This window comes from Pedobacter gandavensis, from assembly GCF_032677645.1.
Lineage (GTDB): Bacteria > Bacteroidota > Bacteroidia > Sphingobacteriales > Sphingobacteriaceae > Pedobacter > Pedobacter gandavensis_A.
Window position 1 is genome coordinate 127,552 of the sequence record NZ_JAVTSB010000012.1, and the last position, 24,264, is coordinate 151,815.

The window sequence follows — 24,264 nt, forward strand, 5'->3', positions numbered from 1 at the left end:
TTAAACAAATGAAAAAATCAACATATCTATTGTTAACGGTGCTGTTTTTTACAGGACAATTATTTTTTTCTTGCAAGAAAGCACTGGAACAACCGCCCCTTGGTTCCTTAACTAAGGAAATTATCACCAATAAGAATGGGGTGAATAATTTATTAATAGGTGCCTATGCTGCATTGGATGGCATGGGCGGTGGAAATACCGCATTAGGCGGTGGAGATGCCTGGGCAGGTTCTCCAAGTAATTGGGTATTCGGTGCCATTGCCGGTGGCGATGCTTCTAAAGGGAGTGATGGGAGTGATCAGCCGGGAATTGACCCTATTATGAAGTTTTATGCCGATGCTACAAATTCCTTTTTTAATGCCAAATGGAAAGCTTTATACGAAGGCGTTAAAAGAACCAATGATGTCTTGCTGATTCTATCACAAGCCACTGACCTGAGCGCCGATGAACGGACACAAATACAAGCTCAGGATAAGTTTTTAAGGGCACATTATTATTTTGAGTTGAAGAAAATGTGGAATATGGTGCCTTGGATAGATGAAACAACCACCATATTTAATCAACCAAATACCACAGACATCTGGCCGAAAATTGTAGAAGACCTTAAATTTGCGTACGATAATCTGCCGGAAACACAATCGGAAATTGGCAGGGTTAATAAATGGGCAGCAGGGGCTTACCTCGCTAAAGCTTATCTATATCAGCATAAATTTAAAGAAGCCAGAGACCTGTTCGACGTAGTGATCGCTTCCGGTGTAACCAGCAGTGGTAAGAAATATGAACTGAATGAAGAATTTGCCGATAATTATAAACCGAGTAAAGAAGATAATTCTGAAGTGGTTTTTGCCATCCAGATGTCGGCAAATGTAGATGCCAATGGCCCTTCTCTAGGGAATAATGGAGATATGTTGAATTTCCCCTACGGGAAAAGCCCTTTTGGTTGCTGCGGATTTTTTCAGCCTTCGATTGATTTAGTCAACCATTTTAGAACTGATTCGTTAACCGGACTTCCATACCTGACCGATTATAACGAGAATGCGGTGGATAATGATATGGGAATTAAAGGTGGAGAACCTTTTCAACCAGATGAGGGAACTTTAGATCCGCGCCTCGACTGGACCGCAGGAAGACGTGGAGTCCCTTATTTAGACTGGGGAAATTATCCTGGTGAACCATGGATCAGAGATCAGCGCTACGGAGGTCCATATGGTCCTAAAAAGAACATTTACTGGCAGGCAACAAGAGCAACAGATGAAGATAAAACGACCTGGGCACCAGGTTCTGCAATCAATTACCTGGTGATTCGTTTCGCTGATGTACTCTTAATGGGAGCAGAGGCCGAAGCCCAGGCAGGAAGTTTAGCGAAAGCTCAGGAATATGTAGATATCGTGAGGGCACGTGCAGCTAATCCTATCGGTTGGGTCTATAAATATAAGGACGATAGTAATCCTTTAGCCGGGTTTTCAAGTACACCCGCGGCCAACTATAAAATAAATGAATATCCTGCCGGTGATTTTCCTGGTAAAGGAAAGGCTTATGCTTTATCTGCCATTTATTTTGAGCGTAAAATTGAACTGGCGATGGAAGGTCATCGTTTTTTTGATCTGGTTCGTTGGGGTATCGCAGAAACAGAATTGAATGCCTATTTCAACTATCAGGGGAAACTAACTTCTGATGTTAGAAATGGAAAGTATATCAAAGGGAAAAATGATATTTACCCGATTCCACAACGACAAATCGATTTGAGTCGCGCCAATGGAGCTGCGGTCTTAAAACAAAATACAGGCTATTAACTATTCCACTGTATATTTAATGAAAGAGTGGTTGTTGCCACTCTTTCATTCCTGTTAAACTTAACTCTTTATTTGATGAACCAACCACAACGTTTTTTATCACTGGATGTATTTCGGGGGATGACGGTCTGTTTTATGATCATTGTGAATACACCCGGAAGTGGCGCCCAGCCTTTCTCTATGTTAGAACATGCCGCCTGGCATGGGTTTACCCCCACAGACCTGGTTTTTCCTTCTTTTCTTTTTGCGGTAGGGAATGCCATGAGCTTTTCTATGAAAAAGTTTGTCCTGATGAATGATGGGGAAGTGCTTTTTAAAATCTTTAAAAGAACACTGCTCATCTTTCTAATCGGTTATCTGATGTACTGGTTCCCGTTTTTTCATTACAATGAGGCTGGCGGAATCAGCTTTGCACCAATTGGCAATACGCGGATTATGGGCGTCTTACAGCGGATTGGCTTATGCTATGGGATTGTTTCTTTAATGATTCATTATTTGTCGACCAGGTGGGTGGTTGTATGGAGTGTGTTGTTTCTAATCGGCTACTGGCTGCTCTTGCTGTTTTTTGGAGACTCAAGTGATCCTTTAAGCATGACTGGAAATGCCGGACAGTATCTGGATCAGTTTGTATTGGGCAATGCACACCTGTATCATGGTGAAGGGATTCCCTTTGATCCGGAAGGTATTTTAAGTACCATTCCATCTTGTGTAAATGTGATCATAGGCTATTTTGCCGGCAAGTTTATTCAGGAAAAGGGTAAAGGTTTTGAAAGTATTGCTAAATTATTATTGGCCGGGGTAGTACTGGTATTCCTGGCCTGGTGCTGGAATTTCGCCTTCCCGATTAACAAGAAATTATGGAGCAGTTCTTTCGTATTGATCACCTGTGGTTTGGACCTGATTATCATCGCAGCATTGATTTATGTTATTGAAATAAAGTCTCTTATGAAATGGACCGGGTTTTTTACCGTGTTTGGTAAGAACCCACTGTTTATTTATATTGTAGCTGATTTACTGTTGATTATCGTCAATACAATATTCCCGGGCTCTGATTTTAATGGCTGGATCAATACCGTATTTTTTCAGGCGGTTGCACCCGGCCCCTTAGGCTCCTTGTTGTTTGCCATCTGCTTTATGCTGGTGTGCTGGCTGATTGGCTATGTGCTGGACAAGAAGAAAATATACATCAGAGTTTAACCAAATTTAAAGACCTATGAAAATTTATATCCTTGCTTCTTTTTTTATGTTTAGCATCAGCAGTATGGCTAAAGCTCAGAAATCAAGCCCTGCTGCTGCTGCTGATTTGGGATTAAACTGGGAGCAGACTAATCTTAAAGATGGTCTGATATTGACCATAAAAAACAATGGAAAAAGTCCTTTACCTGCTTCCGGCTGGAAAATTTACTTCAATTCCAGGGAGTTGAATGTGGTTGGGGCAGATACACTGTTGGCCGATGTGAAGCTGGTAAACGGGGCACTATTCCGTTTATCACCCAGGCAATCCTTTGCGGCTATTGCGCTTGGTGCTGCGGTTAAACTCCGTCTGACCACCGAAGCGATGCCTAATATTACCGAACGACCTCAGGGGTTTTATCTGGTTTGGGATCATAAACCTGATCAGGGTTTGGCCATTAAAAATGTAGTTTTTCAGCCTTTTGCGGCTCATTTAGCCTTAGAACAAGAGGTTGCGGCGAAAGCTTACCAGGAGAATAAAAAGATTAAAGATATTCCGGAAAACCAACTGCCCTTGATTTTTCCTACGCCGGTACAGTCTGTGAAGCGGGATGGTGTATTTAACCTGACTGCAGCAGTAACGGTGGTAGCGATACCTGCTTTTGCAAATGAAGCGACCTTACTGTCGGAGGAAATGGCTAAAGTACTGGGCGAAAGAGCAGGCGCGAAGGCCATACCGGGTACCGGAGAAATTGTTTTCCGGATGGATGATCAACTGGGCAAGGAAGCTTATCAGCTCAGCGTTAGCCCAAAGAAAATTACCATTGCTGCATCTAGTCCGGCAGGGGCTTTTTATGCGGTACAATCTTTGAAAAGTATGTTCCCGGCAAATGCCTGGGGAAAACTGAAAAAGGAGATCAATATACCTGAAGTAGAAGTTGAGGACAGTCCGAGGTTTGGCTTTAGAGGCTTTATGATGGATGTAGGTCGGAATTTTCAACCTAAATCTGAAGTACTCAAAGTGTTGGATTTAATGGGCTTGTATAAACTAAATGTCTTTCATTTTCACCTGACAGAAGATGAAGGCTGGCGCTTAGAAATTCCTGGATTACCAGAGCTGACTGCTGTTGGCGGACAACGCGGTCATTCGGTAGAGGAAACGAGCCAGATTTTGCCTGCCTACGGCTCCGGACCTACGTCTGGCTTAAACTCAGGAACAGGTTTTTATACCAAAGCAGATTATATTGAAATTTTGAAATATGCTACTGCAAGACATATCCGCGTGATCCCTGAAATTGAAACACCTGGCCATGCCAGAGCTGCCATTAAAGCAATGGATGCCCGGTATCAGCGATTGCTAAAAGCAGGAGATAAAAACGCGGCTGAATTTTACCTGCTTAGTGAGGTAAAAGATCAGAGTAAATACCGGTCTGTACAGGGCTTTGATGACAATGTGATCAATGTGGCTTTACCTTCCAGCTATAACTTCCTCGAGAAGGTAACCAACGAGCTGATCGCGATGTATAAGGAAGCAAATGCACCATTAACCACCATCCATTTTGGTGGCGATGAGGTGCCTGCAGGCGTATGGGAGAAATCACCGGCTGCGGCTCAACTGGCCATCAAGCAACCGGACGTTAAAGGAACCGACGAATTGTGGTTTTACTTCTTTAGTAAACTGAATAAAATGTTGCAATCCAAATCGCTGTACTTATCTGGCTGGGAAGAAATCGGACTCCGTAAACAGGAGCAAAATGGCAAAATGAAAATGCTGCCTGAGCCTCGCTTTTTCAAGGAGAACTTTCATGTTGATGTTTGGAATAACCTCCATGGCAATGAAGATCTCGCCTATAAAATGGCAAATGCAGGCTATAAAGTGGTCTTGACCCCGGTAACCAATTTTTATATAGACCTCACTGTAAACAAAAGCTTTGAGGAAAGAGGACAGAATTGGGGTGGTTATGTGGATGTAGACAAGCTTTTCTATTTCGTGCCTTATAACTACTATCAGAATGTAAAGGAGGATGAAGAGGGGAATCCCGCAGATCCGGAGCGTTACAAAAACAAAGAGCGTTTAACAGATCTTGGTAAATCAAATATCGTTGGATTACAGGCCCCATTATGGAGTGAAAACATCAAAACGTCAGCTCAATTCGAATATATGTTATTGCCTAAATTGCTGGGATTAGCAGAACGTGCCTGGGCAAAAGATCCGGATTGGGCGATAACACAAGATTCCGAAAAAGGAAAGCTGTTATATGATCAGGCCTGGTCGGAATTTGTAAATGTGCTGGGTAAAAAAGAGCTGCCAAGATTAAGTCATTATGCAGGCGGTTTTAGTTACCGTATTCCAACGCCGGGATTGAATGTAGCCGATGGCCGGATTGCTGCAAACGGGCAATTGCCGGGATTCATTATCCGTTATACCACGGATGGCAGGGAGCCTGAAGCGAACAGCAAGATCTATACTACTGCAATACCTTATCAGAAGGGGGCAAAGTTTCGGGTCTTCAATGTGGCAAACAGGGGGGGACGAAGTGTGCAGGTTAACTGATCCGAATTAAATAGGTTTTAAACAAAAAAACAGGGATGAATCGGAGAGATCTATCCCTGTTTTTAATAATGGCCGACCCACCACAGATCAACCTAAACCAAACAAACTGATCATATAACGGATATTGTTATTAAAAAGTTTCAGGGTTGAAAAATAAAAACAATTTAATGACAATGTGACCTTATTCTTTATCGTGATATAGGAATTCCATCCCCTCAGGAGTAATAGAGGCAGCATGTTGAACGCGGTCTCTGTTGATGTGGATGTACCCTAGTCTTTCTAATTCTTCATACTCTTCTTCCATTCCTCCTAAAATCGAAGAACTAACTTGCTGATCAATGATGCCCAGTAATGATTTCATAGCTTCTTTTTCCATGGTGTTTTAATTATAGTATCGAAATTCCTTTTAACTAATATAGTAAAAAAATACATTTGATTAACCCAAACTCTTTTCTGCACTAAGTAGTTGTTTCATCATGGTTTCAACAGATAGGTTGTCTTGTAATTTTAACTCAGGAATGAGCGCACGGTAATAAGTGATCCCATCCAGTAACTGCATTTTAAACTTGTTGAAGTATTTATCTTTTTTGGCCGTGATTTCTTCCAGCTGACTGGCGATGTCTTTTTTCAGATAGTCTACATATAAATTGAGTTCATTGATGAACAAGTTTGGGCGGACAACATCTGCCAACAGGTTTTCGCGACCGTAGATATGGTTGATCATTTCTTTCAGGGAATACTTACCCTGAAAGAAAGCCAGATTGGGGCCCGGACAAATGCTGACGGCCTTATTTTCTCTTGGTTTTAAAATGCCAACCTTAAGATACGTAGAAGCACAAAGCCCTTCACAAAGACAGACTTTTTCTGTAATGGCTTCAAATTGGCGTTGGTAATCAAGTTCGGTAAGCTCTTGTTCCCTAAGTTGTTTTATTTTCAGGTTTTGGTATTCTCTGGATGCCGTACAGATCGGTTCTGCGGTAAATTCTGTGTTCGTACATAAGAATTTCTTGGTGCATGGGCTGCCAGGGCGGCCTTTTTCCAGTCGTTGCAGTCGTTGTTCTTCGGCTGTACTTTTCCTGAAATTATTGAAAAGCACACCCAGTGGCGAAGAATTGCTCAGGTAATAGTCATCCGCAACAGCTGTCGCCAAATGGTTCAAGGTTTCGTCGTCTACATTTGTCGCTTCCGGCACCAATAGAAAGGGGCTACCCCATCCAGCTGCATCCAGCTCGTAATAGTTGAGCAGAAACTGATGTTCTTCGGCTGTTCCAATTCCACCTTGTGCCGTAATGCGCTGTTCGGGTAAGGCGATTTCGGCTATTTCTTTACTTTTTAAGGCATTAACATACATCTGGTAAAGCTCTGCTGCTAATTCCCTGCGTTTTTGCTTAAATTCTTCGAGGATAGGACCTAACAAGAAGCCTTCTGTTGCAAAAGCATGTCCGCCACAATTTAAACCCGATTCTACACGGAATTCGGATACCCATAAGCCCTTTTTAGCCAGCATTTTGGCCTGAATCAGGGCAGAACGGAAATCACTTACTTTAAGAATGATTTTCTTTGGAAAGGCTCCGGTATGGTCCGGATAAAAGCTGTTACATTTCTCCATGTAAGCATATAAACGCGGGTTTAACCCTGCGGAAATAATCACTGAAGAATTCAAGGTGCTATTATTGAAACCACGCATGGCAGCCAGTGCATCTGTAAAATCGTCACCTTTACTTTCCTGATTTGCATGGTAATTTACCTTGTCTACTTTAGACATAATGTTCACATCAATCGCCCCGGGTACCATGGCCTGTAGCAATTCCGCCTGTTCCGTTGTTTTCTGCGGGCCATCCGGTAAGTTTTTCATTTCCTGATACTTTTGTTTCCATGGAGAATATTCAGGTAACAAGTCGAAATAATGATTCAGGTCGGTTTCTGTTTCAAAAGATTGCTTTTTTAAGGCTTCAAACTGATTTTTTACCTGCTGATCCAGCAAGTTGAGATAGGCGGTAATTCTTTTTGCTCTGCTGTCTTCGGCTGTTTTTTCGATCAGTGTATAAGTTCCTTTGGCTTGTTCCTCATGGTATTTTCGCATGCGCTCCGTCAATTCATCATCTACGATGGAAACAACAGAGGAGATGCCATATCTGGCTACTTTTAAAGGTGTATCAATAGAATAGCCTAAGCCTAAGACGGGGATATGAAAAGTATGGTTCATTGGATGAGATAAATAGTACTTGAATCGCAAATGAACAGACTATTTAATTTTAAAAACATGATATTAGTCACACTTTTGTATGATTGAGGTTATTAGCCCTGTACGATAGTAATTATTATATTTGTAAAAAGTACAACATGGAAGAGGCAAGGTTATTAAAGGCCATTATTGAAACTGCTATTGATGGGATTATTACCATTGATGACAGGGGTAAGATTGAAAGCCTTAATCCGGCAGCATTGCGGTTATTTGGATATTCTTTTGATGAAGTAGAAGGGAAGAATATTTCTTTTTTGATGCCAGAACCGGATAGAAGCGGCCATGATGGCTACCTTCACCGTTACCAATCGACCGGAGAAAAGAGAATTATTGGAAAGGGTAGAGAGGTTAAAGGCCTGAGAAAAGACCGGAGTACTTTTCCTTTTCGTCTGGCAGTAAGTGAAGTGCAATATCTTGATCGTATCATTTATACTGGATTTATCCATGATCTTTCCAAAGAAAAAGAAGCAGAAGAACGCCTGAGGGAGTATGCTGCGGAATTAGAAGAACTGGTAGAAGAGCGTACAAAATCACTCAAAAAAACAGTAACCGCATTAAGTGAAGCCAAGGAAGAAGTCAGTCTTTCCCTTGAAAAAGAAAAAGAACTGAATCAATTGAAAAGTAGGTTTGTATCCATGGCCTCACATGAATTCAGAACACCATTGAGTTCTGTACAACTTTCTGCTTCACTGATCGATAAATATGCTGAGCCATTTGACAATAAAAATATCAGCAAGCATGTCAGTAAGATCAAAAATGCCGTCAGCAATCTGACCACGATATTAAATGATTTTCTGTCTCTGGAACGTCTGGAAGCTGGAAAAGTAGAGCCTACCTTTGTTTCTTTTGATCTGGTTAGACTCGCAGAAGAGATTACTGAAGAAATGCAGATGATGGCCAAACAAGACCAGAATATCATTTATCAACACACCGGACTGCAAAGTACAGTGGATCTGGATCCCAATCTATTGAAAAACTGTATGATTAATCTGATCTCCAATGCGATCAAATATTCAGGTGAAAATACTTTTATCGAATTCAATACAGAAATCACAGAAAATCAGTGTGTAGTGACGATCAAAGACAATGGAATCGGGATTCCGGAATCAGATCATAAACATTTGTTCCAGCCATTTTTCCGTGCGCACAATACTGGCAATATCCCTGGAACAGGGTTAGGCCTGAATATTGTACTCCGTTACGCAACATTAATGAGAGGCGATCTGGATTTTGAAAGTACGCTGCACAAGGGGACTAAATTTGTTTTGTCCTTTAATAAATAAAAATACGAATGAAGAAGACACAGATACAGGTACTTATTATAGAAGATAACGATGACATCCGGGAAAGTACTGCTGAGATATTACAACTGGCAGGTTACGACGTATTGCAAGCTGTTAATGGGCGGATAGGCGTAGACCTTGCGACGGATCATCTGCCTGATGTGATCTTATGTGACATCATGATGCCGGAGCTGGATGGCTATGGGGTGCTCTATTTACTTCATAAAAAAGAACAAACGGCAACCATTCCTTTTATCTTTCTGACGGCGAAAGCCGAGCGGATGGATATGCGTAAAGGAATGGAAATGGGTGCCGATGATTACCTGACCAAGCCTTTTGATGATGTGGAACTGTTAAGTGCCATAGAAAGTAGACTCAGCAAAAGAGACAAACAACAGATCTTTTATAGCAAATCGCTGGAGAACCTGAGTGTCTTGTTCAGTAATACCTCTGGTTTACAGGAACTGGAGAAATTAATCGCCGCAAGGAAAGTACGTGCGGTTAAAAAGAAACAAATAATCTATTATGAAGGTGATAGTGTTTCCGGCGTTTACCTGGTGATGAATGGTAAGGTGAAAACTTTTAAGTTAAGCGAAGATGGGCGGGAGTTGCTTACCGGAATGTATGGTGCGGAAGATTATTTCGGAATTACTTCTTTATTGCTCAATGCACCTTATAAAGAAAGCGCGGAAGCATTGGAAGATAGTACCGTATGTATGCTGCCAAAAGATTTAATGGATGATTTACTCAGCCGTTATCCGGATGTAGCCCGACAGTTTATTCACTTGATCTCTAATAACCTACAAGATAAAGAGGAGCAGTTGTTACAACTGGCCTATCATTCTGTGAGAAAGAGAATGGCCGAAGTATTGTCCAGATTATGCAAGCAGGAGGATCAGGATGTTGAAATGATTCTGAGAGTTTCCAGAGACAATCTGGCTGCAATGGCTGGTATGGCAACGGAAACGGTAAGCCGGATTCTCAGCGATTTTAAAGACGAAGGTATCATAGAAAGAAAAGGCAGTCAGATCATTGTTCTTGATCAATTGAAACTGCAACAAATGAAAAACTGACGAGGATCACTTTTTCAACTGACGAAACTCATTCCCTCCGCTATTGCTACATGCTAACTTTGATTATTAATAATCCGAACCAGCATGAGAGTTGTCGCATATAGCATTAAGTCATTTGAAAAAGAACCATTGGCCATCGCCAATAATAAAAAACACGATATTACACTGATATCCAATTCTTTGGGTTCAGAGACAGCTTCTTATGCCGCAGGTAAAGAAGCTGTCATCGTATTCAGTGAAGATGATGTTTCTGCTCAGGTGATCAACAGATTGGCTGACCTCGGGGTGAAATTTATCGCAACACGCTCTACCGCAACCCGTCATATCGACCAGGAAGCTGCTAATTTAAGAAATATAAAGATTGCCAATGTTCCTCTGGAAGCGCTGTTAGCACTTTCGGAAAAGGAATTGCCTATGGCATTAGCAGTAGAAACCATTGTAAACCTCGATAAATGGCAGCAAAAGAAGTGTTTAGGGAACGCCTGTGTATGTTCCAGATCATGCGATCAGGCGCATTCTTTATTAAACCCAAATAGCAAACCTCAGCACCACTAGTATGAACCACCTCATTTCAAAATACCATGTTCCTGCGCCACGTTATACCAGCTACCCGACTGTTCCTTATTGGAATACAGCAGGTTTTACGGTAAATGACTGGGAAAAAGCAGTTTCTAAATCCTTTAGAGAAAGTAATGACAAAGAAGGAATCAGTATTTACATTCACCTTCCTTTTTGTGAAAGTCTATGTACCTATTGCGGATGTAACACCAGAATCACTAAAAACCATAAAGTAGAATCTCCTTATATCGAGGCACTATTGAAGGAATGGCAGTTGTACCTGAATGTTTTTGAAAATCGCCCGGTAATTAAGGAATTACATTTAGGTGGTGGTACGCCAACATTCTTTAGTGCAGCAAATTTAAAAATGCTAATGGATGGTATTCTACAATACGCAGATCTGCATGAAGAGGCTGAATTTAGCTTCGAAGCACATCCGGGAAATACCAGTGATGCGCATCTGGTGATTTTAAAGCGATTAGGATTCAGGAGGTTGAGTTTAGGTATTCAGGATTTTGATCCTCAGGTACAGCTGATCATCAACCGGATGCAAACCTATGAAGAAGTAGAACAGGTGACCTTAAAAGCAAGGGCTTTAGGATATACTTCTATCAATTACGATCTGATTTATGGTCTGCCTCAGCAACGAATCGAAGGGCTTTCTGATACACTGGAGTCGGTGTTGAAATTAAAACCAGACCGCATTGCTTTTTACAGTTACGCACACGTACCATGGGTTAAACCCGGACAAAGAAGATATACGGAGCAGGATCTTCCTTCTCCAAAATTAAAACAGGACTTGTATGAGTTGGGTTGTAAGACCTTGAAAGCCGGAGGCTACCTGGACGTTGGTATGGATCATTATACCCTGGTAACTGATAGTTTATACGAAGCCGAAATCAAAGGAAAACTACACCGTAATTTCATGGGATATACCCATCAATACAGTAAATTAATGGTGGGTCTAGGCGTGTCTTCCATAAGCGATACCTGGACTGCATTTGCACAAAACGTGAAAACCGTTGAAGAATACCTGAAAATAGTTAATGCAGGACAGCTACCCGTGGTAAAGGGTCATTTGCTAAACGAAAAAGATATGGCGATCCGCAAGCATATTCTGAACATCATGTGTAAAGGATATACCTACTGGACGGAAGAAGAAGCAGCTTCTCCGGACTTTGCAGAAGGATTACAGCGGATGCGCTGGCTGGCTTTAGATGGTCTGGTCTTCCTTTCTGAGGATAACCTGAGGGTTACTCCATTAGGAAAAAGATTTTTAAGAAACATCTGCATGGCCCTGGATTACAGGTATTGGGCAGATCAGCCTCAAACTGAACTGTTCAGTCTTACCGGATAAAGAATTTAGTTTTAAGTCTCAAATGTCAGAAATGGCGGCCGCGATGAACGGTCGCCATTTTCTTTTATAAGCCGGTTGGCGAACTTGCCTGCTTGATTTTATATTGCATCAATTGTCCGATAGAAGAAGCTCTGGAGATCGCCTGATCTGCCACAGGGCCTTCAAAATTAGTCTTAATTGTCTCTTCCCAGATTTTCATCCAGCGGTCAAAATGCGCGCCATGTAAGGGAACCTCTTTGTTTAAAGCAATGTGCTTGAGCATCGGGTTTCCTTTATAAGTGACCACATCGAGTAGGATCGTTTCCCAGAAAGTAACCATCACCGGAATGTGCGCTTCCAAAGCGAAGTTTGCCGCTTTAAATACCGGTCCGATCACCTCATCTGTTAAGGCTTTATTGTAAAATTCGATCACCAGAAAACGAATGTCTTCCTGATCTTTTATATCTCTTTTTATTGGAGTAGTTGTCATTAGAATACTAATTTACGATGATTTCAGGTAATTACCTGCATTCTGCAACGCCCTGCCCGGTACTTGCCGGACTTAAATAAGGGATGTTCAGTTCCATTCCTCTCAGGATAAACCAGATCCCCAGAAAGAGCATAAAATAAGGAATCACCCGGTTGATCTTTTTGCGGACTAAAGTACCCGTAAAACCGATGCTAAGGGTGGCAATGAACATCAGGGGTAAAGTACCCAGTCCGAACCAAACCATATAAAGGGCAGAACCAGTTACGCTACCGGTATTTAAGGCACCTGCCATGGCCAGATAAACGAAACCACAGGGAAGAAAACCATTGATGATGCCAATGATCAAATGATTGGCTTTATGCTTTAAAGCATAGCCAAATAGCTGATGAAAAGGCTTCAGGAATACGGAAGGGGTGTTTTTGAGCATTTGAATTTTGAACAACCTGGAGCAGGCTGCCATCACGATGAGGATTCCGCTAAAGATGCTGAGTCCCTGTTGCAAACCAGCCATCCACAATTGTTGTCCGATTAAGCCGATAACCAGGCCTAAAAAGCAATAAGAAACAATCCTGCCCAATTGGTAAAGCAATTTATCCAATACCAGAAAAGCCCATCCCTGTTTTAAGGATGGGACGGCAAAGGCAAGGGGACCGCACATGCCAATGCAATGTACGCTCCCTAGCAATCCAATCATGAAGGCAAGTTTTTCGTTACTCATTCTACCATGACCTCCTGCTCATCCAAATAGGATTTACCTGCACTATTCCAGTTGATAATCAGTTTCCAACGGCCTTTTGCAATACCTGTTAACGGAATTGCGGCCCGGTTCTTTTCATCTGTCTTGATTTGAATCACTTTATCCATCCGTTTATCCGCGGTGCGGACCAGGTTGATTTTGCCTTCTGCAGCAGCTTTAAAAGTCAGGATAATCCCTTCGCTGCCCACCTTTACTTCCGGACTGGCATGATCCATTTTCACCTGCTCTTTCAGGGTATATTCCTTGTCGTAATTGAGGCCTTTCTCGTAATAATCATTGTCTACCAGCGCATCAGGGCTGCTGTTAAACATCTTTACTGCAAGGACGATGATAAAGGCCATAAAACAACCCATCCCAATCACTAATTTTGTTCCCCAGTTCCATTCCATTTCTTTAATCATTAAGCGGTGCGATGAAGGTAGTTTCAAAAGTATCGACTACTTTTCCATCCGACACCAGTTTAAAACCAATATCTGATTTGTATTTCTTTAATTTTCCTTGCGGCATAATCACAAAGAACGTAAGTTTTGCTGCGCCACCATAAGCGATGGTATCTTGTTTTTGAATGTACTGAATTTTCACATCAGGATCATCCGGTACGATTTCAAATTTGAGGCTTTTGCTGGTTTTATTGATCAGCTCTGCATTGTATAGATTGCTCACTGCCTTTTCTTTATCTCTCATTTGATACAAGGTTCCGCTGGCCCGTAGGATGGTCGTTTTAACATCCGTTCTAGTGATCAGGAGATAGGAGAGAACGCCGATGAGCAGCGCTAAAACAGCCGCATACGCATACACTCTTTTATTCAGTTTAAAAGGCTGTTTCGTTTTGATTTCATCCTCAGATTTGAAGCCGATCAGGCGGGTAGGGCGCTGGATTTTCTCCATCACCATATCACAGGCATCAATACAAGCGGTACAGTTGACACATTCCATTTGTGTGCCATTCCTGATGTCGATTCCCGTTGGACAAACCTGCACGCAAAGCTTGCAGTCGATACAGTCGCCACCAGTATTTACGGCGCCTTTAACCCGTTTTTCCCGGGGTTCCCCGCGTTCATAATCATAGGCTACAATGATGCTCTGGTTGTCTAATAATACGCCTTGCAAACGCCCGTAAGGGCAAACTACAGTACAAACCAGTTCTCTCATTCTGGAAAATACCAGGTAGAAAACTAAGGTAAATACACAGATCGAAATGAAGCCGCTTAGATGTAAAGAGACAGGTTCTGTCATGATGTTGATCAGGGCAGCAGAGCTGATTAAATAAGCGAGAAAAATGTTGGCAATAAAGAAGGAGATCAATAGATAAAGCAGGTGTTTAAATCCTTTTTTAAAGAACTTCTCCCGGGTTAGCGGTCCGTCATCTAACTTTTTGCGCTTATTGGAATCGCCTTCTATCCAGATCTCTATTTTACGGAAAACCATTTCCAGAAAAATAGTTTGAGGACAGGCCCATCCGCAGAAGACCCGTCCAAAAACGACTGTAAACAAGACAATGAATACGATAAAGGTTAATATCGCCAGTACAAACAGGTAGAAATCCTGAGGCCAGAAAATCACCCCAAAGAATACAAATTTCCGCTCTAAAACATTAAGCAACACCAATTGCTCCCCATTTAATTTAATAAATGGGGCGGCAAATAGTAAGGTCAGGAAAAAATAACTGACCAGCGAGCGGTACTGATATAACTTCCCTTTAATCACCTTCGGATAAAGCCATTTTCGGGCCTGTCCGTCGTCGGTTAAAGTAGAGATATGATCTCTGAAATGATCCGGGCTTTGTGATGACATAGTTAATCTTTTTTACCCTGTGGTGCTTTCGCCCCGGCAGGATTGCTTCCTTGTATAGAAAGGATGTAATTGGTAATGTCTGCGATTTGCTGGGCGTTCATAGATTTTTCCCAGGCCACCATTCCTTTATCAGGAACACCATGTTTAATAGTCCTGAAAATGTCTCTTGGTGTTCCGCCATGCAACCAGTATTCGTCCGTTAAATTGGGACCAACGCCACCTTCTGCATGTTCTCCGTGACAAGGTGTACAAGCTGTTTTGAATAGTGCTGCGCCTTTTTGGATCATCACTGGATCATCACTTTTCTCAAAATTATTCTCATTGATCTTTGGACCACCGGAACCTGGTTTTTGAAGGTAGGCGATGCGGTCTGCTTCCGCCTGACGGAGCTCTATTGCATATTCTTCTTCCTGTAGCTTGCCCCAGCCAAATACATGGTAGTTGAGCATATAACCGATGGCAAAAATGATAGTTCCATAAAACAAGACCATAAACCAGGCAGGAGTAGGGTTGTCCAGCTCCGCAATGCCATCAAATTTATGTTCCATCATGATGTCTTTCTCCTCAGAAATAGGCCTCAATCCCATGATTCTGGTCCAGAAAGATGGTTTCTCCGCTTCTGCTGCGGCAAGTTGCTCCTGCTCCAGCCTGTATTTTTCCCTTTCTTCTTCAGAAGCGAATTTGGTTGGATGAAGTGTTTCCTTAATATAGATTTTGATGACCCTCAATACCAGTATGGCCACTACAAGTATCAGTACTGCAGTGAATAGCAGGGCCCAAATTAGTAGATCTGTCATTGTTCATCGTCTTTTAAAGGTAATTCACTCATATATTTTATTTCCTCTTTTTTCATGGTTAGCAAGAGGACGCCGACCAGGATAAAAAAGAGCAGGAATATGCCAAGGGAGGTGATTAAATACACCTGGCTTCCTTCTACTTGATCTAAAAATTGCTTAAACATAGTGTTGTTGTTTAGGTGTTATTGTGCTTTAATATCTGTTCCCAGACGTTGCAGATAAGCGATCAGTGCAATGATTTCTTTATCATCTTTCACTTTGATGTTGTTCTGACGGAGGTCTGCAGCAATCGCTTTGGCCTGTTTATCCAGGTCGCGGTTTGCTTTATGCTCATAACCTTCCGGATAAGGAACACCTAAAGTGCGCATCGCATTGATCTTGCTGATGGTAGTGGTGGTATCCAGCGTCTGCGTAATCAGCCATTCATAAGGCGGCATGATACTTCCCGGCGACATCGTTTGCGGATCCAGCATGTGGTTGTAATGCCAGGTATTGCCATATTTACCACCTTCGCGTTGTAAATCCGGACCGGTACGTTTAGAACCCCATAAATGCGGATGGTCGTATACAAATTCCCCTGCTTTACTGTATTCGCCATATCTTTCCGTTTCTGAGCGGAATGGACGAATCATTTGAGAGTGACAATTTACACAACCTTCACGGATGTATAAATCACGTCCCTGTAATTCCAGCGGACTATAAGGTTGTACGGTAGATATCGTTGGGATATTCGATTTGATCGTGAACGTAGGCATCATTTCAATCATACCACCAATCAGGATCACAATTAAAGAAAGCACCATGAAAACCATTGGTTTACGTTCCAGCACTCTGTGGAATTTTTTCTCAGATCCCTGAGGAACATAATCTGCTGGTATTGGCATTGCTTCTGCCGGCTCGTCAGCTAACAGTTTTCCTAAACGCACAGTTTTAATTAGGTTATAAGTCATCACTATTACACCAATAAGGTATAATGCGCCACCAATAGCTCTAAGAACGTACATAGGAAGAATCTGGATCACCGTTTCGAGGAAGTTAGGGTAACGTAACATCCCATCTGCTGTAAACTCTTTCCACATCAAGCCTTGCGTAAAACCAGCGAAATATAAAGGCACTGCATAGAAAAGGATACCTAAAGTGCCAATCCAGAAGTGGAAAGAAACCAGTTTTTTAGAGTATAATTCAGTTCTGTAAATTCTTGGAATCAACCAATATAAGATACCAAAGGTTAAGAAACCATTCCAGCCAAGCGCGCCAACGTGTACGTGTGCAACTATCCAGTCGGTATAATGGGCAATGGCGTTGATCTGTTTTAATGCCAGCATCGGACCTTCAAAGGTGGCCATACCATAAGCGGTAATTCCGACCACCATAAATTTAAGTCTGGAATCCTCTCTTACTTTATCCCAGGCGCCACGAAGCGTTAGCAATCCATTGATCATACCGCCCCAACTTGGTGCAATCAGCATGATCGAGAAGGCTACACCCAGCGATTGTGCCCAACTTGGTAAAGACGTATATAATAAATGGTGAGGACCAGCCCAGATGTAAATGAAAATTAATGACCAGAAATGGAGAATACTCAGCTTATAAGAATAAACCGGGCGGTTGGCCATTTTAGGAAGGAAATAATACATCATCCCCAGGTAAGGCGTGGTTAAAAAGAAAGCCACCGCATTGTGTCCATACCACCATTGTACCAGTGCATCTTGTACCCCTGCATATAGATAATAACTTTTAAACGCAGATACCGGTAGCTGGATGGAGTTTACAATATGTAAAACCGCCACCGTAACGAAAGTAGCAATGTAAAACCAGATGGCTACATACATGTGTTTCTCTCTTCTTTTGATGATGGTTCCAAACATATTGACCCCAAAGACCACCCAGATGATCGTAATGGCAATATCTATCGGCCATTCCAATTCTGCATATTCATGGGAGGAAGTGAAGCCTAAAGGAAGGGTAATTACTGCCGCAATGATGATTAGCTGCCAGCCCCAGAAATGTATTTTACTGAGTACATCGCTGAACATCCTCGCCTTGAGGAGTCGTTGGAGGGAATAATATACACCCATAAAAATCGCGTTCCCTACAAAGGCAAAGATCACTGCGTTGGTGTGTAACGGCCTGATCCGGCCGAAAGTCGTGTACTGGGAGCCCATATTTAATGCAGGTTTGAAGAGCTGCATGGCAATGAGCAATCCGACCGTCATTCCGATGATGCCCCAGATAATGGTGGCTACTGCGAAGTTCCTGACGATCTTGTTGTCGTAGTAAAATTTTTCAGTCATGTTAAAAAATGGATTGCTTGTTTATGGATGTAAAATTAGGTCGGTGTGCTCAGGTACAGAATGACATCAATTGTGGCTATGTGTGATCTTCATCACTTTTTATCTCCTCCCTGGGGTCCGGGAATTCATCATCGAAGAGCATCCGGATGGCAGGGGTATAGGTGTCGTCATTCTGACCACTTTTGCTGGCCCAGAAAAAGGCGGCAAGGGAGATCAATGCCAATAGAATACTAATGCCGATCAGGAGGTAGAGGATGTTCATAAGAGTTGGTTCTTTTTCGCATACAGGCGGACTGCGATGCTGGTGAATAAGATGATGGTAATGGTGCTAACCGGCATCAATACCGCTGCGATTAGCGGAGAAAGCATGCCTTGTACGGCAAAATACAAGCCGATTGCATTATAGGTCAATGAGATCGCAAAGCTGATATGAATCACTTTTACCGCGTCTTTTGCCTGTTTGATAAACATAGGAATCTTTTGAAAACTTGCACCGTCCAGGATGGCATCGCAGCCGGGCGAGAAGTTGTTGATGTTATCGGTTACCGCAATCCCTAAATCGCTTTGTTTTAAGGCTCCGGCATCATTGAGGCCGTCGCCAAACATGAGGACTTTCCTTCCGGAATATTGCAGGTTGCGGATGTAATCCAGCTTGTTTTGCGGACTCTGGGCAAAATGCATCTGTTGTGCCCTTGGAAAGAAAGGAATCAGCGTCTGTTTATCCTGATCCTGATCACCGGATAACAAGTGTAAATCCGCATCTTTTCCCAGCTTGAAAATCAGGTCTTTAAATCCGGATCTCCATTGCTGTTTGGAGCAGAAGAAGCCCAGATATCTGTTATTGATGATAATATGAACAACGGCGCCTTGTTGAGGAGATTTCATTTTAAGCCCAAGGAAGGATGCACTACCCAGTTTCAGTTCGTTTCCGTTGATGCTGCCTGTAATTCCACGGCCTACCTTTTCCATGTATTTTACAGCGGTATATTTAGAAGGTCTGTTCAGCCATTTTACCAATTCTCTGCTTAAAGGGTGCCCGGAGTTCCTCGCCAGGTCATTTACCCATTGTTTCTCTTCTTCGGTAATGTCTCCTTCAAAGGTAAATCCTGTGTTTTCCGGATTGGTAATCGTGCCGGTTTTATCGAATACAAAGGTGTTGATGCGGGCCAGTTCTTCCACTACCGCTGTATTTTTAAGGTAAAACTTATTCTTGTCAAAAATGCTCAATACAGCTGATAGGGTAAAAGGGGAGCTTAAAGCCAGGGCGCAAGGGCAGGCGATAATCAGCACTGCGGTAAAAGAAGCTACCGCTTTAGTGGAATCGCCGTGTAGCATCCAATACGCTGCGGCCCCAATGGCGATGCTCAGTAAAACGATGCTAAAGTACTTGCTGGCCCTGTCGGCAAAAGTCCGGATCATGGTTTTATCACCAAAAAAGGCTTCATTGTTCCACAATTGAGTGAGGTAACTTTGCGACACAGGTTTTACGACTTCCAGCTCAATAGCGCCTTTTAGTTGCCTTCCACCCGCATAAACTACTTCTCCCAATACCTTTTGTACCGGGATAGATTCGCCGGTTACGAAACTATAGTCCATTTCTGCCTCTCCTTTTAAAAGGATGGCATCTGCCGGAATAATTTCATTGCTGCGGATGAGGATTCTGTTGCCTACTTTCAACTCATTTAAAGGAAGCGGCCTTTCTTTTTCATTTTCGATCAAAGTGACCGCAACGGGGAAATAAGAACGGTAATCTCTTTCAAATGAAAGGTGATGATAGGTATGTTGCTGCATCCATTTCCCGATCAGGAGGAAGAAAACCAGTCCGCAGAGGGTGTCTACAAAGCCAGCACCGGTATTGCCGATGATTTCCACTACCGAGCGGATAAACATGACGGTAATCCCTAAAGCCAAAGGGAAATCAAGGTTTAGAATACCGTTTTTAAGGTTTGTCCAGGCAGAAGTAAAGTAATCACGACCGCTGTAAAAGACCACCGGAATGGCAAAAGCCAGGTTTAGCCAGCCAAAAAAGGTTTTGAACTCCTGTTCCAGTGCGCTCAGTCCGAAGTAATCCGGGAAGCTCAGTAGCATCACGTTTCCAAAGCAAAAGCCGGCTACGGCAATTTTGCGGATCAGGTGACCTTCGGAATGATCTGATTGTTGTTTTTTAACCACATCCTGGAGGCTGATGAGGGGTTCATATCCAATAGAAGCAAGGATTTCTATGAGTTTTCTTAAGGATAGCTCCTGATTTTTGAAGGTAATGACCACCTGTTTTTTCAGGAAATCGATCCTCGACTGCATCACCGCAGGATTAATCTGGTGCAGGTGTTCGAGCAACCAAATACAGGAGCTACAGTGAATGGCAGGGATATAAAGGGTAATAACACTCACTTTCTCATCGGTATAGTCAACTAAATTTGCAGCAATCGCCGCTTCATCCAGGTATTCGAAATGTGAGCTGTTGTTTTTTTGTGTTTGACCGGGTACATCATTGTACGCGTAGTAGTTACCGAGGTTGTGATTGGAAAGTAACTGGTAGACCCCTTTACAGCCCAGACAGCAAAAAGACCTGTTGTCTAGTAGGTAAGGCGTATTTGGAAGATCATCACCGCAATGGTAACATTGGGTCTCCTGGGCTATGTTTTTTTCTTTAATCATAGGGGCAAATTGATGTTGTCAAAGTTCTCGCTTCCCCCCAGGTTTAAATATGATGCTGGTCACGTTCTACGCTGATACAAATCAGAAAAACGTTTGTAATGACATCTTTTAAACTTTCTATTTAATATGAAAATTAAAACCCTCATATTTATATGATCAACCACAAATAGAACATATTGTTTTATGAATGAAAAACAAATAATTACCGCATGAATTACAGGGAGATATTAGATCAGTTAAGGCTACATGTAGCCAGTGTATTTCAGGCTCAAAGTGATTCCAGACTGATCTACCACAACTTAAATCATACCGAACAAGTTGTAGAAAACGCAATCAAGATTGCCAACCATTACCAGCTTTCTGATGAAGATTTTTTCGTAGTAACTGCCGCGAGCTGGTTCCATGATCTGGGATATTTCTTCGATTGTGCGCATCATGAAGCGAGCGGAGCGGGTTTAGCCGGTGATTTTTTAAAAGAAAAAGGCCTTAATGAAGTCGTAACCACTAAAATAGTGAAGTGTATTCTGGCTACTAAAATGCCTCAGCAACCGGAAAGTTTACTGGAGCAAATTGTATGCGATGCTGATTTGTACCATTTAGGAAGCGACAGCTTTAAAGAAAGAAATAAACTGATGCGCAAGGAAGCGGAAGCTTTCTGTGCCAAAGCCTTAGATAAGGACGAATGGCGATTAAAAACCATTCAGTTGTTTAAAACACACCATTACCATACCGCTTATTGTCAGCAGTTACTGAATGCAAAAAAGGCAGAAAACCTTTCTGAACTGGAGAATAAAGCCGAAGCAGCAGAAAAAGGCCTGGAGAATGGAGCGGTATCCACCGCAGCAAATCCGGTTATTTTAACGGAAAAGACCAGCCCCTTGGAAGTAAAAAAAGACAAAAAGAAAAAGAGTGACCGCCCTGATAAAGGAATCGAAACCATGTTCAGGATCACTTCCGGAAATCACCAGAGATTGAGTGATATGGCTGATAATAAGGCGCATATCATGATTTCTACCAATTCGATTATCCTGTCGGTGATTCTGAGTATCCTGCTGCGGAAACTGGAAGATAACCCTCATTTAATCATTCCCACCTTAATCTTACTGATCATTTGCGTGGTCACGATGGTATTCTCTATTCTAGCTACCCGTCCATCTATCCCTAAAGGGGTATTTACCCCGGAAGATATCGCTCAGAAAAGAGTAAATCTCTTGTTCTTTGGGAATTTTTATAGAATGTCTTTGCCGGAATATGAAGGCGGCATGTTAAAAATGATGGAAGACCGCGATTTCCTTTACGGCAGTCTAATCCGTGATTTATATGCTCAGGGGGTGGTTTTAGGGCGTAAATACCGATTGTTAAGGGTGGCCTATAATGTGTTTATGTTTGGAATTATCGCTTCTGTACTGGCCTTTATTACGGCTTCAGTTTTAGTTACCTTATAAGTAAATATGGACGATGCTGTTTATTTTAACCGGGATATAAGCTGGCTGGGCTTTAATGAGCGCGTGCTCATGGAAGCAGCCAGACCGGAAGTGCCCATTTTAGAAAGAATCCGCTTCCTGTCGATCTATTCCTCTAACCTTGATGAATTTTATCGGGTAAGGATGCCGGTGATGATGTGGGATTATGAGCTGGCAAAAGCAAAAATAGACCAGCAGCAGCAACGCTATGGCGAGATTATCGGAACGCAGATTTTGCCGGCATTGGAAGCTCAAAAGGTGTATTGGTTGTATAATAAACTAATTCCAGCCGCCATTTCCGGAAAAGTAACCGACTTGTTTTTCAATGAGATTCTGGCCTATATCCATTCGGAATGCATAGACCGGGGACTGACAGATTTCTTTGCGGAGAACAACAAGCTGTATCAGGTGGTTATTTTACGGAATTCCAAAGGGGAAGAACGGATGGAGCTGATCAGTATTCCTTCCGAAGATTTACAACGTTTATATGCGATTTCGCTGGATGATGCACAATATGTGGTCTTTCTGGAGGATATCATCAAATATAACCTCGCTTATTTATTTCCTAATGATGAAATCCAGGGGGCTTATAACCTTAAAATCACCCGTAATGCGGCCTTAAAAATAGGACAGGATTATTCTGAAGACATCACGATTGCTCTGGAAAAAGAATTAGAAGCCCGTGATTTTGGCTTTGCTACCCGTTTTCTTTTTGAGCCGGGAATTCCTTTGCGGAACTTATATCGGGTTATTTATGCGCTCAACCTGCAAAAAGCAGCGTTGGTGCAGGGAGGAACCTACCATAACCTGAAAGACCTGAGTACTTTTCCTTTAGATGAAACCGTTTTTGGCTATCCTAAATGGCCAGCCTCCAAGGCGGTAAACATTGAAGAAAAGGAGACTCTTTTTGAGCATATTTTCCGTAAGGATATACTGGTTAATGTGCCTTATCAGAACTACGATGCGGTATTGCGTTTTTTCAATGAAGCTTCAAATGATATCCATGTTAATGAGATTTATGTAACCTTATATCGTGTAGCCCGCAACTCCAGGATCGTAAAGGCACTGATGACCGCGGCCAAAAACGGTAAAAAGGTAGTGGTGCTGGTAGAACTAAAAGCCAGATTTGATGAAGCAAATAACATCAAATGGGCCAAACAAATGAAGGCAGCAGGAGTGAAGATCATTTACAGTAGTATCGATCTCAAGGTTCATGCTAAAGTTGCACTGGTGAAAAGGATGGTCAAAGGAGAAAGCCAGTATCTGGGCCTTTTAGCCACCGGAAACCTGAATGAAAGCACCGCTAAATTCTATACCGACCATGTCTTACTGACTGCTCATCAGCCGATGCTACAGGAACTGGAAGTTTTATTCGAATTCTTAAGCCGGAAAGAGAAGACCGCTCCGGTAGCAGATTCCATCGAATTTAAGCACCTGTTGGTCGCGCAGTTTAACCTGCATACCCGTTTTCTGGACCTTATCCAGCGCGAAATAGACTATGCGAAACAAGGTTTGCCTGCCGGTATCACCATCAAACTGAACAATCTGGAAGAACAGGTGTTAATAGCTAAGTTGTATGAAGCCTCACAGGCGGGTGTAAAAATACAGCTCATCATTCGGGGTATTTGCTGCTTAATTCCGGGTAAATCCGGCCTGAGTGAAAACATTACCGTAAGAAGAATTGTAGACCGTTTCCTGGAACATGGAAGGATCTTTATCTTTGATAATAATGGACGGGAAGAGATGTATATGGGCTCTGCAGACTGGATGAACCGCAATATTTACAGTAGAATTGAAGTTTGCTTCCCTTTATATGACGCAGATTTGAAACGTCTAATGAAGGAAATTATTACCTTGCAGCTTCAAGATAACATTCAGGCAGTAAATATCACCAGTAAACTGCAGAATGAAGAAATCAATGGTTCGCCTGCAATACGTTCTCAGGAAGCTATTTATCATTTGTTACAAGTGTTTAATAAGGAGTAAATGGAACTAT

20 protein-coding genes are annotated in these 24,264 nt (G+C 42.3%); 9 read left to right on the forward strand and 11 right to left on the reverse strand.

From position 1 onward, the window contains the following. Positions 1-8: 8 nt before the first annotated feature. The 3 genes from R2Q66_RS19610 to R2Q66_RS19620 all read left to right on the forward strand — a co-directional run bounded on the left by R2Q66_RS19610 (position 9) and on the right by R2Q66_RS19620 (position 5,520). Positions 9-1,793, forward strand: coding sequence for a RagB/SusD family nutrient uptake outer membrane protein (locus R2Q66_RS19610; RefSeq protein WP_316752256.1), 1,785 nt, complete (start codon positions 9-11; stop codon positions 1,791-1,793). Between the two features lie 75 nt (positions 1,794-1,868). Continuing rightward, a complete protein-coding gene (locus R2Q66_RS19615) occupies positions 1,869-2,990 on the forward strand; it encodes a DUF5009 domain-containing protein (protein ID WP_316752259.1) in 1,122 nt (373 codons plus the stop codon). 16 nt (positions 2,991-3,006) lie between these two features. Continuing rightward, complete coding sequence (locus tag R2Q66_RS19620) at positions 3,007-5,520, forward strand: family 20 glycosylhydrolase (RefSeq protein ID WP_316752262.1); 2,514 nt, start codon at positions 3,007-3,009, stop codon at positions 5,518-5,520. A gap of 181 nt (positions 5,521-5,701) precedes the next feature. On the opposite strand, the gene R2Q66_RS19625 is transcribed toward R2Q66_RS19620, so the two are convergent. Continuing rightward, a complete protein-coding gene (locus R2Q66_RS19625) occupies positions 5,702-5,881 on the reverse strand; it encodes a hypothetical protein (protein ID WP_265843548.1) in 180 nt (59 codons plus the stop codon). Between the two features lie 75 nt (positions 5,882-5,956). Then, entirely contained in the window at positions 5,957-7,726 is a 1,770-nt protein-coding gene (locus tag R2Q66_RS19630) for a hypothetical protein (RefSeq protein ID WP_316752265.1), read from the reverse strand. A 137-nt stretch (positions 7,727-7,863) separates the two neighbouring features. Between R2Q66_RS19630 and R2Q66_RS19635 the strand changes: the two genes are divergently transcribed. The 4 genes from R2Q66_RS19635 to hemN all read left to right on the forward strand — a co-directional run bounded on the left by R2Q66_RS19635 (position 7,864) and on the right by hemN (position 12,036). Next, the gene (locus tag R2Q66_RS19635; protein WP_316752267.1) at positions 7,864-9,048 is read left to right on the forward strand and encodes a PAS domain-containing sensor histidine kinase; all 1,185 of its coding nucleotides are present in this window, start codon (positions 7,864-7,866) and stop codon (positions 9,046-9,048) included. Between the two features lie 8 nt (positions 9,049-9,056). Beyond that, positions 9,057-10,121 carry a response regulator gene (locus R2Q66_RS19640; RefSeq protein WP_316752269.1) on the forward strand — a complete coding sequence of 355 codons (1,065 nt, stop codon included), beginning with the start codon at positions 9,057-9,059 and terminating at the stop codon, positions 10,119-10,121. 84 nt (positions 10,122-10,205) lie between these two features. Then, positions 10,206-10,676 (forward strand): lactate dehydrogenase, encoded by a 471-nt coding sequence (locus tag R2Q66_RS19645; RefSeq protein ID WP_316752271.1) that lies wholly within the window; start codon positions 10,206-10,208, stop codon positions 10,674-10,676. Position 10,677: 1 nt separating this feature from the next. Continuing rightward, on the forward strand, positions 10,678-12,036 hold the full coding sequence (gene hemN / locus R2Q66_RS19650; protein ID WP_316752273.1) for an oxygen-independent coproporphyrinogen III oxidase: 1,359 nt from the start codon (positions 10,678-10,680) through the stop codon (positions 12,034-12,036). 64 nt (positions 12,037-12,100) lie between these two features. On the opposite strand, the gene R2Q66_RS19655 is transcribed toward hemN, so the two are convergent. The 9 genes from R2Q66_RS19655 to R2Q66_RS19695 all read right to left on the reverse strand — a co-directional run bounded on the left by R2Q66_RS19655 (position 12,101) and on the right by R2Q66_RS19695 (position 20,805). Then, positions 12,101-12,505 carry a group III truncated hemoglobin gene (locus R2Q66_RS19655; RefSeq protein WP_316752274.1) on the reverse strand — a complete coding sequence of 135 codons (405 nt, stop codon included), beginning with the start codon at positions 12,503-12,505 and terminating at the stop codon, positions 12,101-12,103. Between the two features lie 31 nt (positions 12,506-12,536). After that, positions 12,537-13,199, reverse strand: a complete 663-nt coding sequence (locus tag R2Q66_RS19660) for a sulfite exporter TauE/SafE family protein (RefSeq protein WP_316752278.1) — start codon at positions 13,197-13,199, stop codon at positions 12,537-12,539. Positions 13,200-13,219: 20 nt separating this feature from the next. Continuing rightward, on the reverse strand, positions 13,220-13,663 hold the full coding sequence (locus R2Q66_RS19665; protein WP_316752280.1) for a FixH family protein: 444 nt from the start codon (positions 13,661-13,663) through the stop codon (positions 13,220-13,222). After that, positions 13,656-15,056: a cytochrome c oxidase accessory protein CcoG gene (gene ccoG / locus R2Q66_RS19670; protein ID WP_316752282.1), complete on the reverse strand. Its 1,401-nt coding sequence runs from the start codon at positions 15,054-15,056 to the stop codon at positions 13,656-13,658. Before ccoG ends, R2Q66_RS19665 begins: the two co-directional genes overlap by 8 nt. Before the next feature lie 2 nt (positions 15,057-15,058). Continuing rightward, entirely contained in the window at positions 15,059-15,853 is a 795-nt protein-coding gene (locus tag R2Q66_RS19675) for a cbb3-type cytochrome c oxidase N-terminal domain-containing protein (RefSeq protein WP_316752284.1), read from the reverse strand. Then, a complete protein-coding gene (locus R2Q66_RS19680; protein ID WP_265843537.1) occupies positions 15,850-16,017 on the reverse strand; it encodes a hypothetical protein in 168 nt (55 codons plus the stop codon). Before R2Q66_RS19680 ends, R2Q66_RS19675 begins: the two co-directional genes overlap by 4 nt. An 18-nt stretch (positions 16,018-16,035) precedes the next feature. Then, positions 16,036-18,147 carry a cytochrome-c oxidase, cbb3-type subunit I gene (ccoN, locus tag R2Q66_RS19685; protein ID WP_316752287.1) on the reverse strand — a complete coding sequence of 704 codons (2,112 nt, stop codon included), beginning with the start codon at positions 18,145-18,147 and terminating at the stop codon, positions 16,036-16,038. 76 nt (positions 18,148-18,223) lie between these two features. Then, the gene (ccoS, locus tag R2Q66_RS19690; protein ID WP_316752290.1) at positions 18,224-18,409 is read right to left on the reverse strand and encodes a cbb3-type cytochrome oxidase assembly protein CcoS; all 186 of its coding nucleotides are present in this window, start codon (positions 18,407-18,409) and stop codon (positions 18,224-18,226) included. Beyond that, positions 18,406-20,805 carry a heavy metal translocating P-type ATPase gene (locus R2Q66_RS19695; RefSeq protein WP_316752292.1) on the reverse strand — a complete coding sequence of 800 codons (2,400 nt, stop codon included), beginning with the start codon at positions 20,803-20,805 and terminating at the stop codon, positions 18,406-18,408. The genes ccoS and R2Q66_RS19695 overlap by 4 nt, the downstream gene beginning before the upstream one ends. A gap of 209 nt (positions 20,806-21,014) precedes the next feature. On the opposite strand from R2Q66_RS19695, the gene R2Q66_RS19700 reads away from it, so the two are divergent. Further along, the gene (locus tag R2Q66_RS19700; RefSeq protein ID WP_316752294.1) at positions 21,015-22,250 is read left to right on the forward strand and encodes a Pycsar system effector family protein; all 1,236 of its coding nucleotides are present in this window, start codon (positions 21,015-21,017) and stop codon (positions 22,248-22,250) included. 6 nt (positions 22,251-22,256) lie between these two features. Then, positions 22,257-24,254: a polyphosphate kinase 1 gene (gene ppk1, locus R2Q66_RS19705; RefSeq protein ID WP_316752296.1), complete on the forward strand. Its 1,998-nt coding sequence runs from the start codon at positions 22,257-22,259 to the stop codon at positions 24,252-24,254. Positions 24,255-24,264 lie beyond the last annotated feature (10 nt).

Excerpts from the sequence above, each read along its gene's own strand:
- R2Q66_RS19610 (WP_316752256.1), top strand. The coding sequence starts at position 9 with ATGAAAAAATCAACATATCTATTGTTAACGGTGCTGTTTTTTACAGGA.
- R2Q66_RS19615 (WP_316752259.1), top strand. The coding sequence starts at position 1,869 with ATGAACCAACCACAACGTTTTTTATCACTGGATGTATTTCGGGGGATG.
- R2Q66_RS19620 (WP_316752262.1), top strand. The coding sequence starts at position 3,007 with ATGAAAATTTATATCCTTGCTTCTTTTTTTATGTTTAGCATCAGCAGT.
- R2Q66_RS19625 (WP_265843548.1), bottom strand. The coding sequence starts at position 5,881 with ATGAAATCATTACTGGGCATCATTGATCAGCAAGTTAGTTCTTCGATT.
- R2Q66_RS19630 (WP_316752265.1), bottom strand. The coding sequence starts at position 7,726 with ATGAACCATACTTTTCATATCCCCGTCTTAGGCTTAGGCTATTCTATT.
- R2Q66_RS19635 (WP_316752267.1), top strand. The coding sequence starts at position 7,864 with ATGGAAGAGGCAAGGTTATTAAAGGCCATTATTGAAACTGCTATTGAT.
- R2Q66_RS19640 (WP_316752269.1), top strand. The coding sequence starts at position 9,057 with ATGAAGAAGACACAGATACAGGTACTTATTATAGAAGATAACGATGAC.
- R2Q66_RS19645 (WP_316752271.1), top strand. The coding sequence starts at position 10,206 with ATGAGAGTTGTCGCATATAGCATTAAGTCATTTGAAAAAGAACCATTG.
- hemN (WP_316752273.1), top strand. The coding sequence starts at position 10,678 with ATGAACCACCTCATTTCAAAATACCATGTTCCTGCGCCACGTTATACC.
- R2Q66_RS19655 (WP_316752274.1), bottom strand. The coding sequence starts at position 12,505 with ATGACAACTACTCCAATAAAAAGAGATATAAAAGATCAGGAAGACATT.
- R2Q66_RS19660 (WP_316752278.1), bottom strand. The coding sequence starts at position 13,199 with ATGATTGGATTGCTAGGGAGCGTACATTGCATTGGCATGTGCGGTCCC.
- R2Q66_RS19665 (WP_316752280.1), bottom strand. The coding sequence starts at position 13,663 with ATGATTAAAGAAATGGAATGGAACTGGGGAACAAAATTAGTGATTGGG.
- ccoG (WP_316752282.1), bottom strand. The coding sequence starts at position 15,056 with ATGTCATCACAAAGCCCGGATCATTTCAGAGATCATATCTCTACTTTA.
- R2Q66_RS19675 (WP_316752284.1), bottom strand. The coding sequence starts at position 15,853 with ATGACAGATCTACTAATTTGGGCCCTGCTATTCACTGCAGTACTGATA.
- R2Q66_RS19680 (WP_265843537.1), bottom strand. The coding sequence starts at position 16,017 with ATGTTTAAGCAATTTTTAGATCAAGTAGAAGGAAGCCAGGTGTATTTA.
- ccoN (WP_316752287.1), bottom strand. The coding sequence starts at position 18,147 with ATGACTGAAAAATTTTACTACGACAACAAGATCGTCAGGAACTTCGCA.
- ccoS (WP_316752290.1), bottom strand. The coding sequence starts at position 18,409 with ATGAACATCCTCTACCTCCTGATCGGCATTAGTATTCTATTGGCATTG.
- R2Q66_RS19695 (WP_316752292.1), bottom strand. The coding sequence starts at position 20,805 with ATGATTAAAGAAAAAAACATAGCCCAGGAGACCCAATGTTACCATTGC.
- R2Q66_RS19700 (WP_316752294.1), top strand. The coding sequence starts at position 21,015 with ATGAATTACAGGGAGATATTAGATCAGTTAAGGCTACATGTAGCCAGT.
- ppk1 (WP_316752296.1), top strand. The coding sequence starts at position 22,257 with ATGGACGATGCTGTTTATTTTAACCGGGATATAAGCTGGCTGGGCTTT.